This is a genomic window from Actinotignum schaalii (assembly GCF_028864145.1).
Lineage (GTDB): Bacteria > Actinomycetota > Actinomycetes > Actinomycetales > Actinomycetaceae > Actinotignum > Actinotignum schaalii_B.
The window spans coordinates 1-19,594 of sequence record NZ_JARBHJ010000015.1; the positions used below are offsets into that span (position 1 = coordinate 1).

The 19,594-nt window shown below is 63.9% G+C and carries 13 protein-coding genes; 5 read left to right on the plus strand and 8 right to left on the minus strand.

Annotated elements, in window-relative coordinates; all coding sequences use genetic code 11:
• Positions 1-324: 324 nt before the first annotated feature.
• The 5 genes from PWJ82_RS04450 to PWJ82_RS04470 form a co-directional block, all read right to left on the minus strand.
• Positions 325-1,899 carry an L-serine ammonia-lyase gene (locus tag PWJ82_RS04450; RefSeq protein ID WP_274735516.1) on the minus strand — a complete coding sequence of 525 codons (1,575 nt, stop codon included), beginning with the start codon at positions 1,897-1,899 and terminating at the stop codon, positions 325-327.
• Positions 1,900-2,032: 133 nt separating this feature from the next.
• The gene (locus PWJ82_RS04455; RefSeq protein ID WP_274735517.1) at positions 2,033-2,896 is read right to left on the minus strand and encodes a GmrSD restriction endonuclease domain-containing protein; all 864 of its coding nucleotides are present in this window, start codon (positions 2,894-2,896) and stop codon (positions 2,033-2,035) included.
• 431 nt (positions 2,897-3,327) lie between these two features.
• The gene (locus PWJ82_RS04460) at positions 3,328-5,664 is read right to left on the minus strand and encodes an LPXTG cell wall anchor domain-containing protein (protein WP_274735519.1); all 2,337 of its coding nucleotides are present in this window, start codon (positions 5,662-5,664) and stop codon (positions 3,328-3,330) included.
• A gap of 118 nt (positions 5,665-5,782) precedes the next feature.
• On the minus strand, positions 5,783-8,080 hold the full coding sequence (locus tag PWJ82_RS04465; RefSeq protein ID WP_274732473.1) for an LPXTG cell wall anchor domain-containing protein: 2,298 nt from the start codon (positions 8,078-8,080) through the stop codon (positions 5,783-5,785).
• Positions 8,081-8,282: 202 nt separating this feature from the next.
• Positions 8,283-10,721, minus strand: coding sequence for a hypothetical protein (locus tag PWJ82_RS04470; protein WP_274732474.1), 2,439 nt, complete (start codon positions 10,719-10,721; stop codon positions 8,283-8,285).
• Positions 10,722-11,136: 415 nt separating this feature from the next.
• On the opposite strand from PWJ82_RS04470, the gene PWJ82_RS04475 reads away from it, so the two are divergent.
• Positions 11,137-11,682 carry a DUF4232 domain-containing protein gene (locus PWJ82_RS04475; protein WP_274732475.1) on the plus strand — a complete coding sequence of 182 codons (546 nt, stop codon included), beginning with the start codon at positions 11,137-11,139 and terminating at the stop codon, positions 11,680-11,682.
• A gap of 8 nt (positions 11,683-11,690) precedes the next feature.
• Here PWJ82_RS04475 and PWJ82_RS04480 read toward each other — a convergent pair whose 3' ends face one another.
• Positions 11,691-11,942, minus strand: coding sequence for a type II toxin-antitoxin system Phd/YefM family antitoxin (locus PWJ82_RS04480; protein ID WP_311373507.1), 252 nt, complete (start codon positions 11,940-11,942; stop codon positions 11,691-11,693).
• A gap of 112 nt (positions 11,943-12,054) precedes the next feature.
• Here PWJ82_RS04480 and PWJ82_RS04485 point away from each other — a divergent pair, with 112 nt between their 5' ends.
• The 4 genes from PWJ82_RS04485 (at position 12,055) to mtnN (ending at position 15,783) form a co-directional block, all read left to right on the plus strand.
• The gene (locus PWJ82_RS04485; RefSeq protein WP_274735521.1) at positions 12,055-13,275 is read left to right on the plus strand and encodes a hypothetical protein; all 1,221 of its coding nucleotides are present in this window, start codon (positions 12,055-12,057) and stop codon (positions 13,273-13,275) included.
• Positions 13,272-13,466 carry a type II toxin-antitoxin system HicB family antitoxin gene (locus PWJ82_RS04490; RefSeq protein WP_016442107.1) on the plus strand — a complete coding sequence of 65 codons (195 nt, stop codon included), beginning with the start codon at positions 13,272-13,274 and terminating at the stop codon, positions 13,464-13,466. Before PWJ82_RS04485 ends, PWJ82_RS04490 begins: the two co-directional genes overlap by 4 nt.
• 443 nt (positions 13,467-13,909) lie before the next feature.
• Positions 13,910-14,365 (plus strand): S-ribosylhomocysteine lyase, encoded by a 456-nt coding sequence (locus tag PWJ82_RS04495; RefSeq protein ID WP_416341872.1) that lies wholly within the window; start codon positions 13,910-13,912, stop codon positions 14,363-14,365.
• A complete protein-coding gene (gene mtnN / locus PWJ82_RS04500) occupies positions 14,362-15,783 on the plus strand; it encodes a 5'-methylthioadenosine/S-adenosylhomocysteine nucleosidase (RefSeq protein WP_274735525.1) in 1,422 nt (473 codons plus the stop codon). Before PWJ82_RS04495 ends, mtnN begins: the two co-directional genes overlap by 4 nt.
• A 100-nt stretch (positions 15,784-15,883) precedes the next feature.
• Here the strand turns inward: mtnN and PWJ82_RS04505 are convergent, their stop codons facing one another.
• Together PWJ82_RS04505 and PWJ82_RS04510 are read right to left on the minus strand one after the other, a co-directional pair.
• Positions 15,884-18,088 (minus strand): S9 family peptidase, encoded by a 2,205-nt coding sequence (locus tag PWJ82_RS04505; RefSeq protein ID WP_274735526.1) that lies wholly within the window; start codon positions 18,086-18,088, stop codon positions 15,884-15,886.
• A 657-nt stretch (positions 18,089-18,745) separates the two neighbouring features.
• On the minus strand, positions 18,746-19,573 hold the full coding sequence (locus PWJ82_RS04510; protein WP_274732481.1) for a ribonuclease H family protein: 828 nt from the start codon (positions 19,571-19,573) through the stop codon (positions 18,746-18,748).
• Positions 19,574-19,594 lie beyond the last annotated feature (21 nt).

A 19,594-nucleotide genomic window follows, 5' to 3' on the forward strand; every position in this document is an offset into this window, starting at 1 on the left:
TCGGACTCGGCAAGACGATCAATATGGGCAGCCATCGCCGGATAATCAATCGCACCCGAATCATCGATCAACGTGACCGACGGGCAATACACACCAGAAAACATTCCAACCTCTTGTCAGTGGCGCGCGGCCAGCTACCCCGAATGGGCGGCATGCCGCGGCAGCCGTTCATATCTCTATTATAGAACTAAGTTCCGCCTAATGGGACTGTACAGGGCTTGCGCTACGTCACATTTCAGGAGCGCTCCGGCTAGTTTCGGACCCCGCACCGGGCAATTTCGCGCCCCTTCACGCAGTTTCACCTAGCGCCGCGGACCGGGCCCGTTAGCACTCCACCACATTGACGGCGAGCCCGCCCTCCGAGGTCTCCTTGTATTTGGAAAGCATATCCATCCCGGTTTGGCGCATAGTTTCCACCACGGTATCGAAGGAGACGGTATGGGAGCCGTCGCCCCACAGCGCGATATAGGCCGCATTAATAGATTTGACCGCCGCCATGGCATTGCGTTCGATGCACGGGATTTGCACCAGACCGCCCACCGGATCGCAGGTGAGGCCGAGGGAGTGCTCCATAGCAATTTCCGCTGCGTTTTCCACCTGGGCCGGGGTGCCGCCCAGGGCCTCCGCAAAACCTGCGGCCGCCATCGCGGAGGCCGAACCAACCTCCCCCTGGCAGCCCACTTCCGCCCCGGCAATGGACGCATTCGTTTTAATAATGCCGCCGATGGCCGCCCCGGCCAGCAAGAAGTTATACATCCCCTCGCGGGTGGCACCGGGCACAAAACGTTCATAGTACGTGAGGACCGCGGGAACGACGCCGGCCGCGCCGTTCGTCGGCGCGGTGACAATCCGGTGGCCGGCCGCATTTTCTTCGTTGATGGCCAGGGCGAAAAGATTGACCCACCCGAGCGCTTCCAGCTGATCCGCACGGTGCCCCGCCGCGGTTTTTTCTTCCAGCTCGCGGGCCAGCCCGGGGGCGCGCCGCTTCACGCGCAGCCCGCCCGGAAGAGTGCCCTCCGTGGCAATACCGGCTTTAATGGCCTCGCCCATAACCGCGTGTACCCGATCCATATGAGCAATAACGGCCCGGTGTGGGCGCAGCGCGGTTTCGTTAGCGAGCGCGAGTTCAGAGATGCGCATGCCCGTTTCGGAACAGAGCTCCAGCAGCTGTGCGGCGGTGAAAAATGGGTAGGGGACGGCGGTCTGGGCGGCGTCGGCCTGTTCTTCGGTGGCGAGTGGCGCCACCCGCGGTTCTGCCGGATCGCCCAGCTCTTCCATCACGAAACCGCCGCCCACCGAATAATAGGTGTGTTCGGCAAGGAGGTCCTCGCCCGCCCAGGCGCGCAGCGTCAGCGCATTAACGTGGTAGGGCAAAATATCGCGGGGACGGAAAATAATATCGCGCTCACGCACGAACGGTGTGGGGGCGAAACCGGGCACGGTGAGGGTTCCGGAGGTGTCGATAGCGGCTTCCATACCGTCCACCACCGCGATGGACACATTTTCCGGGCTGTAGCCGGATAGCCCAAGGAGCACCGCGCGGTCGGTATTATGCCCGCGTCCGGTGGCGGCCAGGGAACCGAAAAGATCCACGCGCAGGCTCGTGATGCGAGCGCCCGGAGCGCGGGCGGCCAGCAGCGTTGCGAAATGCAGCCCGGCGCGCATGGGTCCCACGGTATGCGACGACGACGGGCCTATCCCCACCCGGAACATATCGCAGACACCCAGGGGATTCGCGCGGTTTTCCTCCTCCCCGGATTCCCCGGTGGTGGTTTCGCCGGCGAGGATAGCGGCCGGGAGGGCGGCGCGCGGGGTGGCGGTGGGACGTTCGCTGAGGGAGACCGGAAGGGTATGCGCGGCGTCGTCGAAATCGGGGTTGAGCCGTAAACGCGAGGTCATACATGTCCTTCCGGTTGCTGGTGACGCACCGTTTGTGATCATACGGCAAGTGGCCGGGAGCTGCGCGCCCCCGGCCACTTTTGTGCCGCGCCGCGGGTGCCGGCGCGATCACCGTTATGTTAATTATTACTTGTTACTTGCCTGCCGGGCCTTCCCAACCGGGGACCAGCTGGTTCGGGCAGGTCTGGAGGTACTGGGCGAAAGCATCGTGTTCGGCCTGGGTGACGGTCAGCCCGTAGGTAGCCTTCACGCCGATCTGGCGCGCCACATATTGGCAGGTGAAGCTCTTATTCGCGGGGACCCATTCGGCGGCGGAACGCCCGGCCTTCTCCTTGGCCTGGTCCGCGGAGACGGCCTGCATATTGCGCGGGTCGCTGGCGAAGGCGGCGCGCTGCTCGTCCGTGAACTGGTTGGCGCCCGAAGCCCAGGCGTTATCGAGGCTGACGATGCGGTCCACCACCACGGTCTTGGTTCCCGCTTCGGGCCGCGCGTAGTCAACCATATTCCCGGTGTAGCTATCCACCAGGGTGCCGTAGGCGATGCCGCACCCGGAGGTGCCCGGCTGCACGCCGACGTTCACGAGGTCGCGGCGCAGCACGTCCGTGTAGACGTTACATGCGTCTTCGTTTGCCTCAGCGGCATCGGGACCGAACTTCGCCGGATCGGCTTTGTCGGTGGCGGAAGGCTCGGCAACGGTCAGGGTACCGAGAAGTTCGGTTGCGCTTTGCGGGTGCGCCGGGTTGGGGATAACGGCCGGGAGCTTTTCCGGCGGGGTTTCCGAAGCGGCGGGAGTGACGACGGCGGAGCTAGTAGCCGGAGCTGCGGAGCTGGCCGCGGGAGCGGAGGTGGCTGCCGCCTCATCACTACTCTTGGTGCATGCCCCCATCATCCCCGCAAGAATCGCCAAGGACCCCATGGCGGCAACGCACTTCGCGAGCGAGGTGCGGGCGGTGGTGGATGCGCCGTGGCCGGCGCTGCCAAAACTAGTGCGTGGCATGACTTCCTTCTCTTTTCGTTCTCTTTCGGATAGATCAAAGTCGTACGGCGCCAAAACGCCGCGTGACAATGGTAGACGCGCTATCGCACGGATTCAAAAGTGGAACGCATGGTGAAATACCTGGTGGACGTGGCGGATGGGGCGCAGGGCGGTGGTGGTATCCTGCGGGCTGGTTTGCGCGGCGGGGTGGGCGCGTGGTGCGACGGCGCGGCGGAACCCGGCGCGAGGCTTGTATCGCGCGGTCTCCGCCTTGCCGAACCCAGCGCGGGCAGGCATATATGTGTTTTGAGCTGTACTGCATCTGTAACACAATCGAAGTACAGCCGTGAAAATAAGGTGCCCCGCCCGGAGCCAGAACCGATACTGGCCGGGTGGGGCACCTATTCGCAATACGCGGTTTTGAGGCACTGTCGCCTAATGTCTGCACACCGCTACTTCACCGCGTGCCGCGCGCGAGAACGACCGAAAGCCACCGCGCCGCCGGCCACCAGCAGCAGCGTTGCCGCGCCGATAGCGCCGCTCATATCGCTTCCGGTTTCGGGGAGCTTCTGCGCGGGAGCCGCGTTCATCGCCACAGCTCGCTTTGCGGTAGTTGTTTTATTCCCTGCCGCGGAATACTTTGCTGCGGGATTGCCGGAAGGCTGGGGCGACGACGCATCGGGTACCTGCCCCGGCTTCTGCTCCGGAGTTGGGGCCTGCTGACGGGCCAATTCCAGATCTCGCTGGGCGGCCTGCAAGGCAAGGTTGGCCGCGGTCAGCTGCTGTTGTGCCTCCTCCTGGGCTTTCAACGCAACCTCTTCCGCTTCACGAGCCGCCTCGAGCGCGAGCGTTGCCTTACCGTGAGCATCCTGGGCGCTTTGCAGTGCGCCTTCAGCCGCCCGTGCCTTCTCCGTAGCTAGCCGAACATCCCACTGCCGTTCGTCGTGCTCATTCGAAGCATTGGCCAGTCGGGTTAGCGTCGCCTGGTGTTCAGCGGCGGTGGCACGCGCAGCATTGAGAGTGCGCAGCGCTTCCGCAGCCGCTTCACGCGCCTTATCCGCGGCAGCCTTTGCCTGGGTAACTTCCTGTTGCGCGGCCTGCGCGGCAGTTTGCGCGGCGGTCACATCCTTTTCCGCCTGCGCGAGCTTCGCGGTAGCGTCTGCCCAGGTCGGCTCCAGCTCCGCTACGCGTTCCTCGAGCCCAATGCGCTTCTTGGTAGCTTCTCCAGCGGTATCCCGCGCGGTATCACGCGCACCCTGTGCCTTGCCCAGCAGAGCATCAGCCTCTTGGAGGGCTTCTTGCTGAGCAGCCGTGGCGGCGTTGAGTTTGGCTTCCGCAGTGGCCAGTGCCTCCTGTGCAGCGGCAACCTCTTTTGCTGCCTCCATTGCTTTTTGAGTAGCCTTTTCAGACTCGGCTTTCGCAGTCACGAGATCCTGTGCCCGTTGCTCCGCGGTGGCCTGCGCCTGCTGTACTTGCTGTGCAGCTTGTTCCTTTGCAGTTACGGCCTTGTCGCGCTCAGCTTGTTTCTGCTGTGTGGTGTTACGCGCGGCTTCCAGCTTTGCCACTGCATCTGCATGAGCTTTCTTCGCAGCTTCGAGAGCCTGCTTCTTTTGCTCGGTTACCTTCTGTGCGTCAGCAATTTTTTGCTTCAGAGTAGCTAGAAGGTCCTTCACATCTTCCGGATCCAACTTCTCGAGATTTTCGAGCTGTTCGCTCAGGATCTTTTCGCGTGTTTGAGCATCCGCGAGAGCGCTCTCGGCTTTCTTTACGGCCGCTTCCTTTTCGGTTACTTGAATCGTAAGCGGTCCCTCAGCCTGTTCGAGTTTCTTGGCCTCGGCGTCCAGCTCCGCCGCCAGGCGCTCCGCTTCTGCTTTGGCCGCCTCAGCTTCGGTCACGGCCTTCTTTGCAGCCTGATCAGCTTCGGTGGCGGTGACCATAGCTTCTTGCGCCTTGCCGGCCTCCGTGGCCGCGCTCTCTTTCAGCGCGTCCTTCGCCTTCACCTCATCCTGCGCAGCCCGAACCGCATCCGATTCCTTACGGACCTTCTCTACTTCGGCCTTGACTACTTCATCGCGTTTGGCCTTCGCCTGTTCCAACTCCGCCTCGGCCTGCACCAGCGCTTCCAGCGCCGCGCTTTCCTGCTGCTTAAGCTCCGCGACTTCCTTGCCGAGCCGTTCCTTCTCCGAACGAGCCGCCGCATCCGCCTCGCGCGCCTTCGTCACCGCGTCACCGGCCGCCTGCGCAGCCGCGGCCTTTTCCTTAAGCTCAGCTTCTTTTCCGGCGACGCCGCCCGCGGCTTGCCGCGCAGCCGCTTCCGCTTTCTCGTAGGCAATCTGCGCGGCGGCAGCTTGGTCGGCGGATTCTTGGGCTTTATCAGCCGCCTGCCGGAGCTGGCCCTTCGCAGCCTTCCCCGCCTCGCTCACCTGATCCGCTGCCTGCTGGGCCGCTTCTGCCGCTTTTGTGGCATCAGCGAACTGCTTTTCGCTCTGCGCCACACCAGCTTGAGTTTGCACCGCGGCCGCCTCCGCTTCCGCAGCTTTCTTTTTCGCTTCAGTGGCAGCTGCGGTGAGTCGATCAACGTCGGCTTGGCGCGCCGCCACTGTTTCTTGGGCAGCCGCCACCTTCTTTTCCGCTTCGGCAAGGCCGGGCGCGGGGCGCGCGGCGGTAGCCGCGCGGGCGTCGTCGTTATTCTGCACCGGCTGCGCAATGGCTGCGCCGGCCGGTAGCAGCGCCACCGCTACTCCCGCTGTGAGAGCGGCGGCGAGGGCTCGGTGAGTATGGGTCCTCATGGTCATCCTTTCGAGGAAATGCATCCGGGCGAGACTGGCCCTGTGCCAGCTCTGCTGTGTGATGCGATAAGTTAATGCGACAAAGTCCAGATTCGTCTTGAAATTAACTGGGATTTTCTCAGGAGTCTGAGCGCCGGCCGCGAGCGCGCATAGCCACCGCGGCACCTCCGGCCAGCAGTAGAAGCGTGGCTGCACCAATGGCGCCGCTGGTATCGCTGCCGGTGTCGGGGAGTTTTTGAGCGGTCGCCGCGCCTTTCGTCACGGGAGCTGCGCTGTTCGCCGCGGGTGTGCCCGTCGCTGTTGCCGCGCCCGTGGCCGCGGGCGGGTTCTTCGCTGCCGGGTCCTGCTGGCGCGCGGCGGCGAGTTCCTGCTCAGCCGCGTGCGCAGCCACGCGTGCCGCGCCGAGCCTCTGCTCCGCCTGTTCCTGCGCGGCCTGGGCCTGCCGCAATCCTTCCTGCGCGGCAGTCACCGCGGCGGTAGCTTTCTCCTGCGCGGCCCGCGCTTCTTCGGCTACTTCACCGGCAAGCCGCGCGGCCTCGGTGGCCTGCTGCAACCGAGCCGAACGCTCATCGTATTTTTGCGCCTCGGAGATCAAGCGTTCCAGCTCAGCCTGCTGGTGCGCGGCCGCTCGCTGCGCATTTTCCGCAGCTTTCACTTTCTCCGCTTCAGCGGTTCGTGCGGCTTCCAGCTGCGCGTTCGCGGTCTGCACACCCCGTTCGGCCTGAGTCATGGCCTCCCGAGCCGCCGCCAGCTCCCGCTTCGCCTCCGCGTGCTGGGCCGCCGCCTCCGCGTGGCGCGCCTCCAACCCGGCGGTCTTACCCTTCGCGCCGGCGAGCTGCGTGGCCGCCTCCGTGTGACGCTCCTGCGCCGCATCCCGCTCCGTCTTGGCGCGCTGGGCCGCTTCCTTCGCACCGGACGTCGCCGCATCAACCTCCGCCTGCGTGGCCGCGAGCTTTTCCTGCGCTTCTCGCACGGCCTGCTCCGCCTGGCCGGCCTGCGTGGCCGCGTTCCGCGCCGCCTCCTCCTTGCGCTGGAGCTCCGCCTGCGCGCGGGTCTGAGCCTCGGCACGCTGCGCGGTCACCTCCCGCGCCTCCTGCAGCTGCTGCTCCGCCTTATTCTGTTCGACGACGGCGCCATCACGCTCCGCCTTCTTCGCATCACGCAGGTTGATCGCGGCATCGCGCTCCGTAACAGCTACCTCGTGATCCTGTTCGGCCTTGTTGTACTCCTTTTCCTTGGCGGCAGCCTCGGCCTGGAGTTCCTCAACCTCGTGGCGCTGTTGCTCCAGAGCCTCCTTGAGTGTTGGGTTCTGTTTAGCAGCCCGCTCCAATGACTTCAACCATAATTCACGGTCTGCGGCTTCGTTCTTCGCCTTTTCCCAGAGCGCTTTTTTGCGATCCTTGGCTTTCGCGAGCCGATTCGCTTCAGCGGCCTTGGCCGTAACATTCTCCTCCAGCGGGGCAAGCTCAGCATCCAGCTTCTCTACCCGCGCCTGCGCCTGGGCCGCTACCCCCTCAGCTGCAGTTACCACCTGCTGAGCCTTCTGCACATCCTGGGCGGCATTCACGGCAGCCTCCTGAGCGCGCAGGGCTTCCTGGCGGGTAGTTTCACGCGCGGCAATCTTGCCTTCCGCAGCCTTGGTGGCGCCTGCCAGCTGGCTAGCGGCGCCGTCGATCTTCCCCTGTTCACCGCGAACGGCAGCATCGCGCGCCGCTTCGGCCTGGTGTAGATTCTCCTCCGCTTCAGCCAGCTTTGCCTTCGCGGCAGCTTCCGCGGCCCCTAGTTTTTCGACCTCCACAGCCAGGCGAGTCTTATCGGCCTGGGCGCTAGCTTCCGCCGTCTCCGCGCGCGTGACCGCCTGCGCCGACGCCTCCACCGCGGCGGTTTTCTCCCACAGCGTTTCCTGCTGGGTTTCAAGATTCGCAGCGGCCTGCCGGGTGTGCTTGGCCGCGGCATCGCGCTCGGTGGCAGCGGCCTCGGCTCGTGCCACGGAATCCTTCGCGTTTTCCTGTGCGGTGGGGAGTTGATTCTTCGCGGCGGTACCCGCTTCTTTGACCTCGTCGACGGCGCGCTGGGCGGCCAGTTTTTCAGCTTCGGCAGCACCGAGCTTTTCCGCGGCATTCTTCGAGGCCGTGGCAGCTGCCGCGGCGGCGGTTTCCGCGTCTTTCAAGGCGTGCTGCGCGGTTGCGGATTGCGCAGCGAGGCGATCCACCTCCGCCTGGTGCGCCTGGACCGCGGCACGGGCAGCCGCGACTTTCTGCTCCGCCTGGGCGATATTGGGTTGTGTTTGCGGCTTCGTGGCCGCGGCACTGGAGCCGGAGAGCGGCTGGGCCTGCGCGGCACCGGCCGGAACGAGGGCAACGGCCACCCCGGCGGTGAGAGCGGTCGCGAGGGCGCGGTGAGTGTGGGACCTCATCGTGTTCCTTTCAGGGAATTCGTCTAGGTGAGCCTGGCGCTCAGGCCAGATTGAGGAATGTACGGGGAATAGTTAAAGGCAGAAAATCCGGAGCGGACTTGGAGTTTTCTGGGTTTTCTTCAGGAATGCTGCCCCGTGTCTGCCATTGCGGGGCAGCACCCCTGACGCGGCGCGAAGCGCCACATTACTTCTGTTATTTCAGTTATTTCGCCACGTGCCGGGCGCGCGAGCGACCCAGCACCACTGCCCCACCGGCCAGCAACAGGAGCGTGGCCGCACCAATGGAACCGAGTGCTTCGCTGCCGGAGGCCGCCAGTGCCGGTTTCGCGGGTGCCTGGTGGCCAGCTGCGCTTTCAGGGCGGGCAGCCGGTGTTGCGGGGACCTTCGGCTGGGCCTGAGGTGCCGCGGGCTGCGCGGCGGGAGCTTCAGGTTTGGTAGCAGGAGCACTCGGCTTTGTGTCGGGCTTGGTATCCGGCTGATCGGGCTTAGGCGCAGGCTTCACGCCCGGTACATCCGGTTTCGGCATATCCGGCTTCGGGGCCGGGTCCTGCTGGCGGGCGGCCGCAAGTTCTTGCTCAGCAGCGTGCAGGGCAACCGCCGCCGCACCCAGTTTCTTTTGCGCTTCGACCTGCGCGGCCTGCGCTTGCTGCGCTACTTCCCGCGCGGCGGTAACCGCCTGAGTTGCCTTGTCATGGGCCGCACGTGCCTCATCCGCCTTTTCACCGGCGAGCCGAGCCGCCTCAGCAGCCCGCTGCAACGTGGCAGCGCGCTCATCGTACTTCTGCGCTTCGGTGATCAAACGCTCCAGCTGAGCTTGCTGTTGCGTGGCCGCCCGCTGCGCATTATCCAATGCCTGCGCGCTGGCCTTCTCAGCTTCCCGCGCAGTCTCCAGCTTCGCATTCGCGACGCGCACACTCTCATCGGCCCGGGCCGCAGCATCGCGTGCTGCATTCGCATCCGCCTTCGCCGCGGTGAGCTTCTTTTCCGCATCAGCCCAGCGTGGCTTTAGCTTCTCCACCCGCCCTTTGAGATCCGCGAGTTTCTTAGCCGCTTCGGCGTGCTTCTCACGCTCGGCATCATGTGTGCTCTGCGCAGCCGTTACCTTTTCTGCCTGGGCAGCCTTGGCTTTCTCCAGCGCAGCGTTCGCCTCGGTTAGTTTCTGCTGGGCGTTTTGCAGATCGGTGGCTGCTTGCGTTGCCGCTGCCTCCGCTTGCTGAGCCGAGGCTTTCGCTTCGGTAGCCGCAGCCTTCTTACGGGCGACGTTCGCGCTGAGATCCGTGACTGACTTCTGCGCTTCCTTCAGTTCCTGCTCAGCCTTATCCTTTTTCACCAGGGCGCCAGCGCGCTCTTCTCGCTTCTTCTCATGCTCGGTAACCACATCATCACGCCGAGCGGCTAAGTCGTCGTATTTTTGTTTGGCCTCGTTATATACCTTTTGTTTTTCAGCCACCTTTGCCTGCAATGTAGCGAGATCTTTGCGGTGTTCCACGAGACGCTTATTCAGGGAATCCTTTATTTTCTCTGGCGCGGTTTTAAGCGCGAGCTCAACCTTTCTAATTTCCTGTTGTTTTGCCGCTACTTCACCCTGAGCGTTATCAAGCTCCTTTTTCGCATTATCCATCGGAGCCTTGAGTTTCTCCGCAGCCGCGGCCTTCTGTGTAACCACCTGCTGTAATGCCTGAAGTTCCTTAGCTAATCGCGATTCTTCTTGCGTAGCTTTTTCAGCCGCAGCCTGCGCTTTTTGCTGGGCTTCGTTAGCGGCCTGCAGCTTCCCCGCAGCGACCTGCTGCTCTTTCTCGGCGCGCTGCGCTTCTTGTTGCGCAGCGTCACGCTCCGCGGCCCTCTGCTCGGCAAGCCGCTGCGCGGCATTCACCGCGCCAGTTTCAGCATCAACCTTCGCGCGATCATTCTTGAGCGCCTCATCGCGCTCCGCTTCGGCCTGGCGCAACTTCTCCTGCGCCTCGGCAAGCTTCGTTTGGGCGGCCTTTTCTGCCTCCGCGAGATCCTTGACCTCCTGCTCCAAGCGCTTCTCATCCGCCTTGGCAGCAGCTTCAACTTCCTCAGCCTTGGTCAAAGCTTGAGTGGCAACTTCCACCGCCCCGGCCTTCTGCTGCGCCAGCTTCTGCTGTTCCCCGAGTTTCTCCGTTGCCCGCCCCAGCTCGGCGGTCGCTTCATCATGCTTCGTTTTTGCGGCGGCAGCACGCTCGGCAGAATCCTGCGCCTGAGCCCCCGCTTCCTGCAGCTGATTCTTGGCTGCCTCACCCGCTTCTTTCACCTCATCAACGGCGCGCTGCGCGGCATCGCGCTCTTTCTGAGCCGCACCGAGTTTCTCGGCGGCTTCTTGGGCGGCAGTAGCAGCTGTGGCCGCGGCGTTTTCCGCCTTCTTGAGGTCATCCTGCGCGGTGGAATTCTTCTTGGTGACCTGTTCGAGTTCCGCCTGGCGATTCTGGACTTCAGCCTGCGCCTCGGCCACGTTCCGTTCGGCTTCCTCCACGCTGAGCATCGGGCGCGCGGCATCGACCACGGGAGCGTCGCCCGCCCCGGAAACCGGCTGGGCCTGCGCGGCGCCGGCCGGAACAAGTGCAACGGCTACCCCGGCGGTGAGAGCGGTAGCGACGACGCGGTGAGTCTGGGACCTCATCGTTATCCTTTCAAGGAATATACATCTAGGTGAGAGTGGCACCCTTTGCCAGGGCCACGATTTTACGGGTAATAGTTAAGGGCAGAAAAGCCAGATTCGGCTTGGAATTTTCTGGGATTTTCTCGGGAATCCTGCCGCATTTTCACCACCCCACGCCCGCAATCCCCGTAAATAAGCGGATAATTGGTTAATTGCCATTATTTGCTCATTTCCACATTATTACCCATTCAACTTACGACCGGGCCTTCCGGCCCATGCCACACCACCCCTCGCCAATCCGTTTTGTGGCGCAGATTACTTTTAAGTCATAGACTGGCGTGATGAGGGTTCGCGTGTAGGCCGGGTGGCGCCCCGCTGCTGCGGCGTCGTACCTAAAACCCACGCCGGTACGCACACCCACATGGAGGAGGCAACCATGAAACGTTTGGCGCTTGTAACAGTCACCTGCGCCGCGGCGCTGATATTCGGCGCATGTTCGGGCAGCGCCACGCAATCCGCGCCACCGAACGCCGCGAGCGCACCCGCACATGCCCCCGCGAGCGCGGATTCGCCCTCCCGCTGCGCGCCCGCGGAAATGGACACCACCCTGGGCGATAGCGACGGGGCGGCCGGGCATCGGTATTACGTGTTGCGGGTGGAAAATACCGGCAAGGTACCGTGCTTCATTCCGGCACAGCTCGAGGTAACACCCATCAGCGCCAACGGGAATATGTTCACCGAGCCGGCGCCGGCGAACAGCGCGACCGGGGCGGATGTGGTGCTTGAGCCGGGCGAGCGGATCGCAATGGAGGTGGACACCATCAATCCCGGGATTGTGTGCCCGGAGAAAACCGTGTGGGAACTCAATCTCGCGGTGGGGTACACGGGTACCAGCATCCATTCCGTTTCTCACGGGGAGCAGATGAATTCGTGTTCGTCCGGGGAGGCCACGGTGAAGGTTGGGGATTTTGAGGTGGAGTAGGCGCCGAACTACTCGGCAACCTCGGAGAGTGGATGTTCGGTTCCCCCGCCCGCCTCAATCTGTTCCATCGCATCAAGCAGGCGCCGAGCATTTCGCGGCGAGCGCATGAGGTAGACCGTTTCACGCAGGGAGGTGTACTCGTCCAGCGATAGGATAACCGCAGGTTCCTGGCCGCTCCGGGTAATAATCACCGGTTCACAGTCATCAACCACGGACTGCAAAACGTCCGCGTAGTTCTTCAGCGAGTCTGAATACGTCATTGTTTTCATTGCGCACCCCCGGATATATCAGTGCTATCTACCCATAGAATAACAACTGTGCAGTGTTGCACAATCCGGGCACCGCGCCCGGCGATCCGCGAAGGAGAACCCCATGAAACGATTTACTCCCGCAGCCCTGGCCCTCGCGAGCGCCTTCGCGCTAACGCTTGCCGGATGCACGAATTCTGGCGGTTCGGCCGCGTCACCCGATTCCAGCGCGCCGGCCGCGAGCGCCAGCGGCGCCGGTGGTTCGAGCGGCACCGCCACCGCTGCACCGGCTCCCGAATTCGCGGCCCTGGCCAGCTCAAACCTGGCACTCCCCGATTACCTGGCGCGAGCGGTCCGCGACGGCGATGGCACCTACCCCGGCAAAGAACCCGCCCAGGTCACCGTGCCCTTCACCAAGGGCACCGCACTCCTCCACGACACCGAGCGCGGCACCCCCGCGCGCACACCCGTCACCACGGGAGCCACCGGCGCCACCCCAAGCACAAACCTCTTCGAAATCCGCATGGACGATCTGGGCGCCACCACCCTGGGCGGGGTGCCCGTGCGCGGCGTGATTTTTACGAGCAGTATCCGCCGCACTGGGGCCGAAGCTGCGCCGGAAACTCCGTCGGTCACCTTCGCGTGGTACGACGGCGCCAACCGGCCCGTCGCCCAGATCATGCCCGAGGATTACCGGCACGGCAGCGCGCATGCTCCCCGAATCGACGTCGTGGATATGCGGGCGGACCAGATTTCCCTGAGCTGGGCGCCGCTGGATAGTTTTGCCGGGCAGGCCAGCGTGCGTGGGCGTTTCACGTGGAACGGAAGCGCGTGGGTCCAGGATCAGGTCGAGTACACGCTGGCCGATGGCAGCGTCGTCGTGCAACCGAAAAACGCCGAGCTGGAAGCGCTCGCAACAACGGAGAAGGCGCGGGAGGCCGGGATATCCGGCGAGCTGGCCGGGCGTGTGTTCACGGCGGATACCCGGATCGCCGGGTGTTCGCTGCGCGGGCCGGACTCGATCACGTACTTCCCCTACGCCTCCTTTATTGCGGATAACCGGGCGGATGCGGCGGCGGGCAGCGACGCGAAGGCCTCGGCGGGCGAACGTGGGCGCTCCTACTGGATCGGGGAGCCCGCGGAAACCACGCCGGCCGCGGCCACCGATATTCTGTGCGCACTGGATGGAAATGAGTTCGCCATTTTAGGCGGCAACCGCCGCGAGGCCGCCCAGCTGGTTCCCGAAACCCCGACCAAGCGCTTCGACTCCTACCTGGTGCTGGAAGGTAACCCGGCCGGTGAGGTGCGGTTGAAAGAAATCGTTGCTGCGGAGAATGAATCATGAGCGCATACACTGCACGCGCTACCCCCGAGGACGGCTGGTGGGTAGTCGAGGTGGACGAAGTTCCCGGGCTCTTTACCCAAAGCCAAAACCCGGAGGATATTCCGGATTTGGTGCGTGATGCCCTTGCGCTCTTCCCCGAAGCGGAACGGAATCCGGCTAGCGCCCACGTTCGCGTTATCCTGCCGGACTGAGCCAGCCCGCGGCAGACATGGCGAAGGCCGGGGGTCCACGCTCCCCCGGCCTTCTCAAGACTCTCGCGCTAGAACCGAGGATGGAATGGGAACCATCCGGGTTCATCTTGGCTGCGACTGAGCCTGTCCCCAGGAGATAACCAGTCTCCCGGCAGCGGAACGGGTCCACGCCTCCCGTTGCTTTCCGCTGACATGTTCTATATAACCGGAGCTTCCCTAAAATACCATGCACCAAGGCTGGAATTTTCCTGGGAATCTGAGACCGCTTCGCCGCACTTTCCAAAGCTGGATACAATAGCCGTTGTTTGTAACACGCCGGGCGGACCAGCCAGGCCCAGCAGAGCCCAGCGAAGCTCCGCCAGGCCCGCGCGGGACCCGTACACCCGGCCCCATACCCGGCCCACACAAGTAGCGTTCCAAAGAAGGGAAGAGCCGTGCCGCATATGAACGTCGAGTCCTTCAATCTCGACCACCGGAAAGTTTCCGCACCCTACGTGCGGGTTGCCGATATCAAACACCTGCCGCACGGCGACATCCTCACCAAATACGACATCCGCTTCTGCCAACCCAATAAAGAGCACCTGACCATGCCGGTCATCCACTCCATCGAACATTCCTTCGCCGAATACTCGCGCAATCACAGCGATGCCGTGGTCGATTTTTCCCCGATGGGCTGCCAAACCGGCTTCTACCTGCTGCTCGCCGCCGAACCGGACGTACCCGGCACCTGCGAACTAGTGGAACAAACTTTCCGAGACATCCTAGCCGCCACCGAAGTCCCGGCCGCGAACGAAGTCCAATGCGGCTGGGGAGCCAACCATAACCTCAAGGCCGCCCAGGAAGCGGTAGCCGCCATGCTCGCCGGGCGCGCGACCTGGGAACAGGTGATGGCCAAGTGAGCCGCGCCCGCTCCCTCGCCCCCGGCGGCACCCGGCTGCGCGCCCTCATCATCGCAGCTCAAGACGAAGAAATCGTGCCGGTCCTCGCCGCCCTACGCGCCGAACCTTTCTGCGCCACCACACCGGCCACCGCCGAATCCCTCCAGTCCATCTTCCCCACCGAGCTACGCGGGGCATCCGGCGTGAACGTACCCACCAACCTCGGCCCAATGCTTTGCCTGCGCACCGGCATCGGCCTGGTCGCCACCGCGAGCGCGCTCGGCTGGGCACTGTCACGCTACCGCCCCGAAGTCATTATCTCGGCCGGGTCCGCCGGCGGCCTAGCTGCTGATATCCGGGTGGGCGACGTCGTCGCCGGAACCCGCTACCGCTACGGCCGCGCGGACGCAACCGTCTTCGGCTACGCACCGGGGCAAGTTCCCGGCGCACCCGAATTCTTCGAAGGAGACGCCGCCCTCCTCGCCGCGGTCCCGGACAATGCGCGGCGCGGTGAAGTCCTCTCCTCCGACGCTTTCGTCACGGCCGCGAACGTGGAAGATACCCGCACCCGTTTCCCGGACGCCCTGCTCACCGATATGGAATCGACCGCCGCCGCGCATACCGCCGCGCTCGCGGGGATTCCCTTCCTCACGATCCGCTCCGCCTCGGATCTATGCGGCCCGCAGGCCGGGATCGACTATCACATCGGCATCGACGAGGCCGCCGACCTTTCCGCCCGCGCGGTCACGGCCACCCTCGCGCGCCTGGCGGAAACTTCGCCGTGGCACGGCACTGCCACGGGCGGCGCACGCGCTCGCAGCTTGCCGCCGCGTTTCTCGCACCTCGCCCTCGAGGCCGCGATTCTTTACGTTTTCGGCCGTGTTCACACCACTGAGGGCGACGACGCCGCGGCGCCCGTCGCCTCACTTGACGCGGAGATGGTTGCGGATGTGCGCAGGGCGCTCGGGGATTCCGCGCTGGACGCGGACGAGGTGCTCGCGTGCATTGCCCGGGCCCACAGCGCGATTGCGGCCGATCCGCAGCTCACCCTCACGGCAAAGCAGTACGACGCCGAACGCCTGGCCGTTACGGAACTAACAGGAGCGGAATCCGGGCGCGGAAAACTCACCTGGCCGCCCACCTCGCAAACCGTGATCAAGCGTTTCTCCGGGTATTGGAACGAAGCGCTCCAGGCGGTCGGGCTGGCGGTGAGTAGCGGGCGCAAGCGCGGTGCTTTGAAATTCACCACCCAGGATTATGTGGATGCCTTGCGCAGCCACGCTATCGCGGCGCGGCGCAATGGCAAGAACGTCAGCTACAACGGGTATGTGGAGTGGCTGGCCGATTCGGGTAACCAGGGCACCTATCCCTCCGGGGCCGCGATTCGCCAGCGCTTTGGTTCGTGGTCCGCGGCGCTGGCCGAAGCGGGGATTAGCTAACCGGCGCGATCGCCCGACATGGCCCGGCCCCGTTGCCGTAACGGGGCCGGGCCGCTCGCGTTGCACGGCGGACGTGCGGCGGACGTGCGGCGCGGCGCGCTTAGTACACCTCGGTAGCGCCGATCTGGTCGAGCATCCACGCTACCTCTTCGGCGCGCTCCCGCCAGGCGTCATAACGCCCGGTTTTCCCGGCGTGCCCGGCCACCATCTCGATGCGCTCCAGAATGGGGCGGTCCGGGCTGGGCTTGGTTTTCTCGCGCAGCACCTGGACCCACTTCGTGGGCTCCACGTAGAGCACCCGAATATCGTTGAGAGACGTGGTGGCCAACACCGCCGGGTAACGCACGCCTTCGCGCACATTCTCCACCGGGCTGTAGTCCTTCATATAGGCATACACCTCCGGAGAAGCCACCGGGTTACCCCATTCTTCCCACTCGCCCACCGTCAGCGGGAGCTCCGGTTTAAGAATGGTGGTCAGCGCATCCACGAAGGGCACCGCGGCATGCACGGCTCGGAAAAGCTCGGGGGCCTGGTTGATCGCCGCACCGATCAGCAGGCCACCGGCGCTGCCACCTTCCGCCACCAGGCGATCAGGTGCCACCCAGCCGGAGTCAATAAGCCACCGCGCCGAATCCACGAAATCATTAAATGTGTTTTTCTTGCGGAGGAGTTTTCCGTCGTCGTACCACCGGCGCCCCAGTTCACCGCCGCCGCGGATATGCGACCACCCGATAACGACGCCGCGGTCGAGCAAGCTCAAGCGGTAAATAGAGAAATAGGGCTCGTTCGACACTTCGTAGCTGCCGTAACCGTAGAGGTAGCCGGGATTGGTGCCATCCGGGTGGATATCGGCACGGCGCACCACCGTGAGGGGGATCTCCACACCATCGCGGGCGGTCACCCATACCGCATCCTGGGTGTACAGCGAGGGGTCATAACCCGGGATATCAAGAGTGCGCAGCACCTCAATATCACCGGTGCGCGGGTCGAAGGCCTTTTGGGTGGGCGGCTCCAGGATGGACTGCTCCGTGAAGACCACCCGCGAAGTGAACCAATTGCCCTCCGGGTAGGTTTCCACGAAGCTTCCCTCGCCGGTGGGGATAGCCACCGGGGCACACCAACCGTGGTTGGGACGTGCCGCGGCCGGTTGGGCGGGCGCCGTGGTGGCGGCGTCGTTCCCCGAAACCGCGCGGGCATCTGCACTGGCCGTTGCCAACGGGGCCGAACCGATAGCGCTGGCGGCAGAAAGTGGACGTTCGCGGCGCATAACCCGCAACTGCGTTTGGCCTTCGGAACGCATCGAAATAACGGCGTGGCCGGCGTAGGCCTCCACGTAATCGACGCGCTCACCCTCCGCGGGCACGAAAATGGGATCCCACTCTTCCGGGGTGGAGGTGCGCAGCGGCGCGGAAGCTACCTCGAAATCGGGGCGGTTGGCGTTATGGACGATAAGGACCTGATCGCCGGCGGGCTCCGCGGTGTATTCCAAACCCTCGCGGCGCTCCAAGACCTTGACGCGCTGCTCGATATTCTCTGTGGAAATAAAACGCACATCCGAGGAGGTCACCGAAGCGGAGCGAATAATAATCCACTTGCCGTTGCGGGACTGTTCGTGATCAACGGAGAAACGCTCGTCGTTTTCCTGGAAGAGGACCGTGTCATTAAAATCGCCGATGCGGTGGAGGTTGACCTGCCATTGACGCCAGGAATCATCCACGCGCGAGTAGGCAACCGCGCTGGAATCGGCCATCCAGGCTAGGCCGTAGCCAATATCGCGCACGGAATCATCAACGATCTGGCCGGTTTCGATATCGAAAATGCGCAGGGTGAAATGCTCATCGCCCGTGAAATCCACGCTCATGGCGCCGAGCTTGCCATCCGGCGAGGGCATGAATCCGCCGCAGAGGAAGAATTCTTCCCCGAGAGCAAGCTCGTTACCGTCCCACACCGGGAATTCCGGGAAAGAGGTATTCAGGTCCGGGCGGGCGGCTCCGCGGGCCGGGGTGCGGAACATCGCCGGGTACTGCCGATCCTGGAAAGTGCGCCGGTAGTACCACCAGTCTCCCACCCGGTAAGGAAGTGCGCGGTCAGCCTCCTTGGTGCGCGCCTTGAATTCGGCCACGAGGTTATCGCGCAGGTCGCTCAGACCCGCGGTTTGCTCCCGGAAATAGGCGTTTTCGGCGTTGAGAAGCGCGCGGACATCCGGATCGGATTTATCACGCAGCCACTCGTAATTATCCACGTAGGTGTCGCCGTGGAAAGTGCGTTCGGTAGGGATTTTCTTCGCGATCGGGCCGATAGTCATGGAGGGATTCTACTGGACAGGAGGTGATTGGTGCGCGTGGGCGTGCGCTGTTGCGCGGCACCGTGCGCGCGGGCGTGTGGTACGACGGCGCAGCCGCCGGCTAGCGCGGACGTCGTCACGTTAGCGGGCAGAAGGGAGCGGGCGGAAGGGAGCGAGAATCTCACAAACCTCAGCAGTCACACCAACATCTGGGGATGGAGCATGTGTTGTCCGGGCTGTACTTCGCGTGTACGACATTTGCAGTACAGCCCGGAAAAACACCCCGCCCCGCCGGCTAGGGCACCTGGGTACCGAGGGGATGGGCCACAGGATGCAAATTGGGGAACATCGGGATCTTGTAGTGCAAGCCCAGAACAGAAAACGGGCCACAATGGTGTGTAGATTTGCATCCTGTTGCGGGCCAGTTGAGGTTTACAGACCTATAGGGCCCACAACCGGGGCCTATAGGCCAAAAAATGAGGACCGGCCCTGGACTACTCCAAGGAGCAGCGGTACCGGTCTTGGTGAGATAACTTTACCGGATCATCAAGAAAACGCGAGCCTGCTTGGATTCTAGTCAGAATCTACTCACGCCAGGGCGGCTTTGAGCAGGTCGCGGGCCGTTGAATGGCTTTCTTCGCTGCCGGTTTTCCGGCTTCCGAACGGAACTACGCGCGGTCAGCCGCGGCGGGAGAATTCACGGGAACGCGCGACGGCGAGGGAATCGACCAGCTCGTTGGCGGCATCACCAGCGTGGCCTTTGACCCATTCTACTTCGGTGCGGCCGGTGCGAGACTCGTACAGCGTGAGGAGGCGCTCGACGAGATCACGATTCTTCACCGGCTTCCCGTCCGCTTTCTTCCAGCCCTTCGCGCGCCAACCGCGCGCCCATTTCGTCATGACATTAATGACGTACTGCGAATCCGCGCGGATAAGCAACGGCGCTTGGGTACCGTGCTGAGCCGCCACATATTCCAAACCCTCGATGAGCGCCGTCAGCTCCATAATATTATTCGTGGTGCGGGCCGCTCCTCCGCTATCCCGCGCCCCGCTGAGCTGCTCAACCCAGGCCCAACCACCCGGTCCCGGATTCCCCGAGCACGCCCCATCGGTGGCAAGCACCGCGGCAAAGCCCGGGCGCGGGCTGCCGACCGGGCTACCGCTCCCGGGCGCCAAGGCTGGAGCGGGGCTGGCTGCGGCGGCGTCGTACCCCTCATCTTCATCCATGCCCGCGAGCGGCAGCAGACCCTGCACCTCGTTAGTCACGGCCTCCGCGGTGGCTGTGCCGCCCGCATCAGTATCCACAACCGCGCGCAGCAAGCGCTCGGAATCCGCGTGCCACAACACCCCGCTTTCGCGTCCCTCATCAGCTAAACCGTGGCGGGAAGCGAGCGGGGACGGCGCGGCGCCGTCGGCCAAACCTAAACGTTCGAGGGCGGCGAGGGTAGTGAAAGTATCCGTGCCGCAACGTTCAGCCAATTCAGCGGTTGTTAACCAGGTTGTCATAGCTTTAGGGTAGCGTGCCGG

Coding starts and splice junctions, on each gene's coding strand:
- PWJ82_RS04450 (WP_274735516.1), bottom strand. CDS start 1,899: ATGACCTCGCGTTTACGGCTCAACCCCGATTTCGACGACGCCGCGCAT.
- PWJ82_RS04455 (WP_274735517.1), bottom strand. CDS start 2,896: ATGCCACGCACTAGTTTTGGCAGCGCCGGCCACGGCGCATCCACCACC.
- PWJ82_RS04460 (WP_274735519.1), bottom strand. CDS start 5,664: ATGAGGACCCATACTCACCGAGCCCTCGCCGCCGCTCTCACAGCGGGA.
- PWJ82_RS04465 (WP_274732473.1), bottom strand. CDS start 8,080: ATGAGGTCCCACACTCACCGCGCCCTCGCGACCGCTCTCACCGCCGGG.
- PWJ82_RS04470 (WP_274732474.1), bottom strand. CDS start 10,721: ATGAGGTCCCAGACTCACCGCGTCGTCGCTACCGCTCTCACCGCCGGG.
- PWJ82_RS04475 (WP_274732475.1), top strand. CDS start 11,137: ATGAAACGTTTGGCGCTTGTAACAGTCACCTGCGCCGCGGCGCTGATA.
- PWJ82_RS04480 (WP_311373507.1), bottom strand. CDS start 11,942: ATGACGTATTCAGACTCGCTGAAGAACTACGCGGACGTTTTGCAGTCC.
- PWJ82_RS04485 (WP_274735521.1), top strand. CDS start 12,055: ATGAAACGATTTACTCCCGCAGCCCTGGCCCTCGCGAGCGCCTTCGCG.
- PWJ82_RS04490 (WP_016442107.1), top strand. CDS start 13,272: ATGAGCGCATACACTGCACGCGCTACCCCCGAGGACGGCTGGTGGGTA.
- PWJ82_RS04495 (WP_416341872.1), top strand. CDS start 13,910: ATGAACGTCGAGTCCTTCAATCTCGACCACCGGAAAGTTTCCGCACCC.
- PWJ82_RS04505 (WP_274735526.1), bottom strand. CDS start 18,088: ATGACTATCGGCCCGATCGCGAAGAAAATCCCTACCGAACGCACTTTC.
- PWJ82_RS04510 (WP_274732481.1), bottom strand. CDS start 19,573: ATGACAACCTGGTTAACAACCGCTGAATTGGCTGAACGTTGCGGCACG.